Raw genomic sequence first — 8,695 nt, 5'->3', positions numbered from 1 at the left:
CCCAACCAGTACCATCAAATCTAAAATATTTGTCACTTTCCGTTAGAGGCGAAACAGCTGCCAGAGTCTGTCCTTTAACAGGCGTTGACCAGTATACATAATCTGCCTGACGGATTGGAAGAGTGGTACGTACATACTCAATATTTCCTGTATTGATGTTTGGGTCTGTGTTCGTTTGTAATAAACTGGCAGTATCCTCAAAAGTTAATGAACCCGAATCTATATTAACAAAATTTGTAATGGTCATTGTTTTGCCCTTTTTTATAGTAACTTTTGCATTGTTTGTTACTGTGCAAGAGCATCCATTAACATCTTTATTTACATTGTAATCTGCGGCAAATACTAATACGTCATTCAAAGTAGGATCTGCGTTTCCGCCTGACCATGATGTACCGTCCCAAGTGTTACCTGAAATATCTATTTCATCTGAATATACAGCTGATCCACATGGGTTATCGATAGCAAATTTGTACTTTCCGGGAGCCAATCCGGAAATTGTCATTGTTGTTCCAGTGATCGTATAAGTTGCGGTTGTTGAATTTTGTGCTAAATAGCGAATAATTCCGGTAGTTGGTAAACCGCTTAAATTAACACTTCCTGTTGGTGTAGTACAAGTTGGTACTGCTTTTGAAACTATTATTGGAGCAATTGGTGTAGAGTTTACTTTAATTATTCCTGTGGCATTTATTGCTCCACATCCGCCGATTAATTGAATAGTGTACAGAAAAGAACCAGTTTCGGTAGGTGTACCACTAATAGTTACTGTATTTGCATTCCAACTTGCAATAACTCCTGCAGGTAATCCGGTTATGGTTCCAGTGCCCGTGATTCCGGTTGTTGTGTGTGTTATGTTAATTCCTGCACCAAGACATATGGTCGGATTTGATGATGCAGTAACTGTATTTGTTCTCACAGTTATTGTTCCTGTTGCATATGCATTGGTTGAACTACATCCGGTCAAACGAATGCTATAATTAAATGGGCTTCCAACAGCAGATGTCGGCGTTCCGCTAATAGTTATCACATCAGATGACCAGGTAGCTGAAACTCCCGGCGGTAAACCATTCGCTCCTGATACACCATTGTTCTCAATCCCGGTAGCTACTGTTGTAGTATGAGTAACTGGTGTAATTGCATTGTTTATGCAAACATTAGGACTAGATGATGCAGTACTAACAGTATAGGGTGAGGTCGAACCAATTGTTATTTTAAAAATATTTGAGTATGCTGCTGCAGTACAAGGTGAATTTTGCACAACTGCCCTATATGAAGTAGTTTGCGTTAAATTATCAATGTTCATTCCATTATTTGTATTGTTTATTGAAACAATATTACTAACAAAATTATCTGTTGACGATTCCCATCTAATAGGCAATCCAATATATCCTGAGAGATTTAAACGAGTTATGTAAGTATCACCTGCACAACCAGTAGATTTATCTGCTGTAATAGTTCCCCCATTGCTTGGCTGAGAAACAAAAACATTTAGACCTGATGGTCCACTTGGATTACAGCCATTTTTAGTCGCAACTTCAACTCTTCCAAAATTACCCGCTGTTGAACTGAATGAAACAGTAGCAGAAAGGCCGTCTGCAGCTGGTGTTATAGTAGCCCCTGTTCCTGTATACGCCCATATATAAGTTACATTTGGTATAGAATTGACTGTATAAGTAGCAGTAGTTCCTTGACACACCGATGAAGATCCCGATGGCGTATTTGGAGCTGTTGGCTGTGTATTTGTGGCATATAGTGTTCTTGTAGCCGTTTGAATAGGACAACTTCCTGTAGCAGGAACTGTATATGTGATTGTTGCTGTGCCGTTTGCACCTGCCGGAGTTGTTATTGCGCCAGTTGAAGAATTAATTGCGGCTATGGCACTATTGCTTGTAGACCACGTTCCTCCTGAAACAGTAGATGTAAAAGTTGTCGATGCAGAACTATAAGTACATAAATATTGATTTCCGGATAACATCCCGGCGGTACAATAACTAATTCTTACTTGCCCATTTCCACCATTTCCACCAATGCCGAAACTTGATCCTTTTAGAACGCCGCCACCGCCACCGCCGCCTGGATTTGCACCATTTCCTCCGTTTCCTCCATTATTACCATCTGCTCCGCTTCCTCCAGTTCCTCCATTACTGTTACCGCCATTACCGCCATTACCGGTTGAAGTTGAGTTATTTGAGCCGTTTGAACCATTTGAATTGGTTGTTCCCCCACTTGCACTTCCCCCACTTCCGGCAGAAACAGAAGTATTATGGATAGCCGTGTTACCGCCTGAACCTCCGTTTGCATTTAGATTGGTACCTGATACAGTCGTTAATGTTGTGGCTCCTCCTGTTGTACCCGCATTCGAGGTTCCTGTAGCACCAGTTCCAACTGAATAAGTTATGATATCACCGGGAGTAACCGCAATTGTTCTTAAAACATATGCGCCACCGCCACCGCCAGCACCACCTTCTTTATTAATTATAGAACCACCTCCAGCACCACCAGCACCCCATATTTCGAGAGTTACACTTGTAATTCCGTTAGGTACTGTCCAGGTTTTTGGTCCTCCAGGTGTAGAATCTGTAAAGGTTTGTGCGAAAGAAAAAAATGAAATTGTAGAAAATAAAAAACTTAAAAGTAATTTTCGAACCATATTAAATCGTGGCATTTAATTTAAAAAAAAAGATGTTTTTTTATTGTTTTGTTTAACGATCGTATGCTATAAAAAAATTAAAAAAGCAACAATTGAAAGAAGCCATCTAGTCATGTTAAACGGTTTCAATCAGTATGTTATGTTGGCATAGGATTTAACTTCGCAAATATATACACATCTAGGAGTTTGATATAATGATGGTTTCGTAATAGTCAATTAATCGATGAAGTGTTTGGAATAATCGTTGAAATGCATGTCAAAAAATGCGATCCTGTGGAATTTCTTATAAATCAGTTAATTTAAACATAAGAAAAGTCGTAGCATATTGCATAAAATCGTTTGATTTTTACAATTTTAGGGTAAAAAAAGCGAGGCAGAGTAAATAATTCGCAAGAAAATGATATTTGTATAGGAAAGTATTTTCTGATGGATTTATATTTTTAAGCAAAATTTTCAGAACGAGTTTATGATAAAAACGGAAGTTATTTTTCTTCCATTTCTTTTACTTTATCATAAACAAAATTACTTTCATAACCACGACGTAGAAGATAGTCACAGAACTTTTTTCTTTTTTTTAGGAGATTTTTTTCGGGAATACTATTCCAGCATCTTTCAGAAAGATTTTCGAAAGTAGATTCGTACTCTTCTGGTGAAATTTCCTTCAGCGCGAGTGAAATATTTGTAGAAGAAATTTGTCTGGCTTTGAGTTCGTTTGTAATCCTGATTTTACCCCACTGTTTTATTCGATGTTTGCCTCTTGCGAAGCTGCAAGCAAAACGAGTTTCATTTAGAAAATTATTCTCAATTAGCTGAACCACAATAGAATCGATTTCATTCGGCGTCATTTTGAGGCTGTATAATTTCGAAACTACCTCGGCATGACAACGCTCCTGATACGCACAAAAGTGTTCTAATTTCAGTAAGGCTTCTTTTATTGTAAAAATTTGATTCATGTGTTTTTTCCTGCTTTTTAACTATTATTGCTAAAAATAGTCATTTTGTTGTTAAAATTTTACCAATATTTTTCGTTTTTCTCAGAAAAAATCTCGCTAAAATGTTGTGTGTGTGGAGAATTATAATATTTTTGCACGAGAAAATCAAGAATTATATGTTGTTTGAAAACAAGATTTTAGCTCAAAAATTTTCCATTTAAAAAGCCAAATTTAAAGTATTGTATTAAAAATACTTTGCTTTCTTATTTCTTTTTAACGCCCAACCCCAAATCTAAATACCACGCCAATATGATTAAAAAATTACTTTTATTCGTTCGTTCTTTACTTTTAAATTTTTCTGCTTCTTTTAAAGAAAGATCCTTTACTCCTGGTTTAAGGTTGATTTGTTTGGGGATGTTGCTTTTGTCAAGTTTAACTTACGGACAGACAACTTGGACCGGAGCACTAAGTACAAATTGGAATACTGCCGGAAATTGGTCTAATGGAGTTCCAAATGCAACTGTTGCTGTTACAATTCCTAATAGTAGTGCAAATAAACCTACAATATCTGTAGCTGGTGCTACCTGCGCAAGTTTAACAATGAACAATACTGGAACTAATAATAATGTTTTAACCATAACCTCACCTGGAACATTGCAAGTTTCTGGTGCTATAAACATGACTGCTCCAACTGCAGGAACAAGAAATACTACTATTGATGTTTCTAGTGGAACATTGACTGCGGCTTCAATAACAATGGTCGATTCTGGTTCTGCATCAGATAGTAGAGATTGTGAATTATTGATTTCAACCGGCTCAGTTACAATCTCGGGAAATATCTCTATGAATGCAGATGTGGACCGAGGTGATATTACCTTTTCAGGAGCAGGTACTTTATATGTAGGAGGTACAATTACCGGAGGTAAATTAAATGCACCATCGGGAACGGTAAATTACAATAATGGTGGTGGACAAACAGTGGGAGCTTATGCCTATTATAATTTAATACTTTCAAATAGCGGAACTAAAACATTTGCTGTGACCTCCATTACTAATGATTTGAGAATTAGTGGTACTGCTTCTGCTACAACTGCTGCTAATTTGATTATAGGAAGAAATTTAATAGTTGATTCAGGAACTAATTTTACAACAGGTTCTAATTTTACACTTGGTGTTACCGGCTCGACATCAATTTCAGGGACTTTAACATTAGCAAATACTGGTACAAAAACTTTTACTGGAAATGCAACGATCAATTCTGGTGGAACTTGGAACGAAACAGCAAATGCAACAATTACTTTTGGAGGTAATTTGCAAAATGACGGAACTTTTTCAGCCACGGGAAATTCAGGAACGCATAATTTTAATGGAACATCAAAAACGTTTAGTGGTAATAATAATATAACAATACCAAATGCGAATATTACTGGAACCTATAGCAATAATGGTGATCTTACGATTTCAACTGTGTTGTCAGGTACAGGAACATTAACAAATGCTTCTGGGTCTATTCTTAACATTGGAGGAACTTCAGCTATTACAAATCTTAACGCAACCACAGCTGGAAATATAGTAAATTACAGCGGAACAACGCAGAGTGTAAAAGCAACATCTTATACTAATCTTATATTATCAAATTCAGGAACTAAAACATTCCCAACTTCAATAGCCATTTCTGGTAATTTGAATATTAATTCTGGTGTAGTTGCTAATTTAAGTACTGTAACAACACATACTGCAGGAACACTTACATTAGGTGGAGCAACGACACCTGCAGGATCTTGGGGAAGTACCACTTCAGCAGCTAATAATAAAAATAATACTTTTTTTGCTGCAACAACAGGACTGATAAATGTAGGCTCTTCTTGTACTACGCCAGTAATTTTTGCTATGACAGGAGCAAACGATCAGGCTTATTGTAGCACTGAGTCGGGAACAACAATTGGATTGTCAAGTTCAGAATCTGGAGTTAACTATCAATTATACAGAGGAACCGTTGCCGTGGGATCACCTGTTGCAGGTACAGGTTCGCCTATCAGTTTTGGCGCATTTAATACTACAGGAAAATATACCGTTACAGCAAGCAAAGTATCAACTTTGTGTACCGCAATAATGTCGGGAGGGCCAATTACAGTTTATAAATACAGCTCACCACCAACAATAACAGGAACAGCCGTGAATGTTGCATGTCCTACGGATGCAACTGGAACAATTTCGATTACAAATGCTTCAAATCCGGCTTCTTTGGCCTTTGTGAGAGCTAGTACGGATGCAACTACTCAAGGAGTAAATCTTAATCAGACAATTTTATCCAACAGAGCTAAATTTACAGTTGAGGGCTGGATTAAATTTGATAATTTAAATTATGTTACCAGAATGTCAATTTTTGGGCAAAATGATGCTATTGAAGTTGCCTTTGAACAGGATAATTTAAGATGTTATACTGCTGGTGGAGGGCAAGTTGATATGCCTAAGTCCGAAATTACTGCGGGTCTTTGGTACCATATTGCCGTTACAGGAGATGGTACGGTAGGAGGTTTAAAAATTTACCTGAATGGAGTTTTGAAATCATCGGCCGGAACTTTGACGTCAAATTATGGTTCAGATACAAATTATACAACAAAAATAGGGTATGCAGTAATGGATGCTGCAGGAAATGGTTTAACAGGTGAAATTTTTAAGGTAGGTTTTTGGAGTGATGCTCTTTCACCCGCAGATGTTGCTAAATTGGCAACAGGATTTGTAGATTATGACGCTTCTTTTAGTACCTTGATAGCAGGTTTTAGCTTTAATGATGGTCCTTTAGCTACATCAATTGCAGGGGTTGGGAGTGCAGCAGCACCTATCGTCGGAGCTTTTGTTAATAGTCCAGTATGGACAGACCCATATGTTTATTCCTGGACTTCTGTTCCGGCAGGATACACGTCTACAGGTAAAAATTTAACAGGCTTATTGCCTAGAACATATAATGTTACAACATCTCTAAGAAATTGTACCAGTTCAGCCTCATTTACAGTTAATGCTACAAATACAGCTCCATCAATTACAACTCAACCAAGCCCAACAAGCACATGTGCAACAAATAATGCTTCATTTACTATTGTTGGCTCAGGAACGGGTGTAAATTATCAATGGGAGGTGAGCACAAATGGAGGAGGAACTTTTGCAAGTTTAGCCAATACTGGCGTTTATAGCAATGTGACTACGGCAACGATGAATATTACAGGTGCTACTTCTGATATGAATAATAATCAGTATCGTTGTATTGTTGGCGGAACATGTACGCCATCAGTTACATCAAATCCAGTTGTGCTTACGGTAAATACACCATCCGTTGCACCGACTAGTATAAGCGGAACAACAACGATCTGTAACGGAAGTTCGACAACATTAACGGCTGTCGGCGGAACTTTAGGAACAGGAGCAACTTACCAATGGGGAACAGGATCTGTAGTTGGAACAAATCCAATTTCAGGAGCCACATCAATTTCATATTCGACAGGTGCTCTTAGCAGTAATGCAACTTATTGGGTTAGAATAGAAAACACTACTTCACCATGTACTGCTACAACAGGAGGCGTTTCTCAATTGGTTACGGTTAACACTCCATCAGTTGCACCGGCTAGTATAAGCGGAACAACAACGATCTGTAACGGAAGTTCGACAACATTAACAGCTGTCGGCGGAACCTTGGGAACAGGAGCAACTTACCAATGGGGAACAGGATCCGTAGTTGGAACAAATCCAATTTCAGGAGCCACATTAAGTTCATACCTGACTACTAATCTTAGTAGTAATGCTACCTATTGGGTTGGAATAGTAAACACCGCTTCACCATGTACTGCTACAACAGGAGGCGTTTCTCAATTGGTTACAGTTAACCAGCAATCAGCCGATCCAATATCTGCGTCAGCAAGTGTAACCACTATTTGTAATGGAGGCAGTACAATTTTGACGCTTAACGGCGGCGGCGGTGGAACAGGTGAAACTATAAAATGGTACACGGCCTCTTGCGGAGGTACTTTAGCGGGTACTGGTAATAATCTTTCTGTTAGTCCAATAACTACGACAACTTATTATGGACGTTACGAAAACGGAGCTCCATGTAATTATAATTCAGCTTGTTCTTCGGTAACAATAACTGTAAATGCCTTGCCAACGGCTACAGCTGGAGGCAGTCAAGCGATTTGTTCAAATACAACAGCAACGGTAAGCGGGGCAACATCATCAAACGGAACAATATTATGGACGGAAAACGGTGCAGGAAGTATTACATCTGGAGCAACTACGTTGACACCGGTTTATACTGCTGCTCCGGGAGATGCCGGAAATACAGTTACACTTACAATGACGGTTTCCAATAGTCCATGTTCAAATGCTACTGCAACTTATACTGTGATAGTAAATGCACTACCAACAACCCCAGTAGCTTCAGTAACCGTGCAACCAACCTGTTCAGTAAATACAGGAACAATAGTAGTAACAGCACCAACAGGCGCAGGTATTACTTATAGTATTGACGGTACCAATTATTACACATCTGGAACTTTTAGCAATGTTGCTATAGGATCTCATACAGTAAGTGTAAAAAATAGTTCTGATTGTGTAGCCACAATGGCATCACCTTTGCCGGTTTCACCAGCAGTTACAAAAACATGGCAAGGCGGACAAGGTTCGGGATCTCAACTTACAGACTGGAGTTATGGTCCAAACTGGAGTCCTGCGGGAATTCCAACATCAGCAGACTGTGTTGTTATACCAACTACACCTAATAATCCAATTGTTTCAGGTACTAATCTCGAATTTTATGCTAATACACTTTCTGTAATAGCTAATGGTTCTTTAGTAGTACAAAGTGGTAATACATTAAAAGTTACTGATGCAATAACAGTAGCTCCAACGGGTACACTAACCTTTCAGGATAGTTCTACTTTGTTACAGGAAAGCACAGACAACACAATCAATACAGGAAATATTGAGTATGTACGTACCACTCTTCCAATCCGTCAGGCAGATTATGTATACTGGTCAACGCCTGTTAAAGGACAGACTCTGGCAGCTGTTTCGCCTCTAACGGAAAGTGATAAATATTTTAGATTTGATGGTACTGGCTGGG

At 38.5% G+C, this 8,695-nt stretch carries 2 protein-coding genes and 1 pseudogene; 1 reads left to right on the top strand and 2 read right to left on the bottom strand.

What is annotated here, in order from left to right:
- Together ASC72_RS14550 and ASC72_RS14545 are read right to left on the bottom strand one after the other, a co-directional pair.
- Window positions 1–2,662, bottom strand: a pseudogene (locus ASC72_RS14550) (hypothetical protein); the annotation flags it as partial.
- Window positions 2,663–3,129: 467 nt separating this feature from the next.
- The gene (locus ASC72_RS14545) at window positions 3,130–3,600 is read right to left on the bottom strand and encodes a regulatory protein RecX (RefSeq protein ID WP_056192023.1); all 471 of its coding nucleotides are present in this window, start codon (window positions 3,598–3,600) and stop codon (window positions 3,130–3,132) included.
- A 288-nt stretch (window positions 3,601–3,888) separates the two neighbouring features.
- Between ASC72_RS14545 and ASC72_RS14540 the strand changes: the two genes are divergently transcribed.
- Window positions 3,889–8,695 (top strand): S-layer family protein (locus ASC72_RS14540; RefSeq protein ID WP_131725822.1); only part of this gene is annotated, 4,807 nt, incomplete at its 3' end.

It is taken from the genome of Flavobacterium sp. Root420 (assembly GCF_001427905.1).
Taxonomy (GTDB): domain Bacteria; phylum Bacteroidota; class Bacteroidia; order Flavobacteriales; family Flavobacteriaceae; genus Flavobacterium.
The sequence above is the reverse complement of the archived record's forward strand: the minus strand, read 5'-3'. Positions and strand labels throughout refer to the sequence as shown.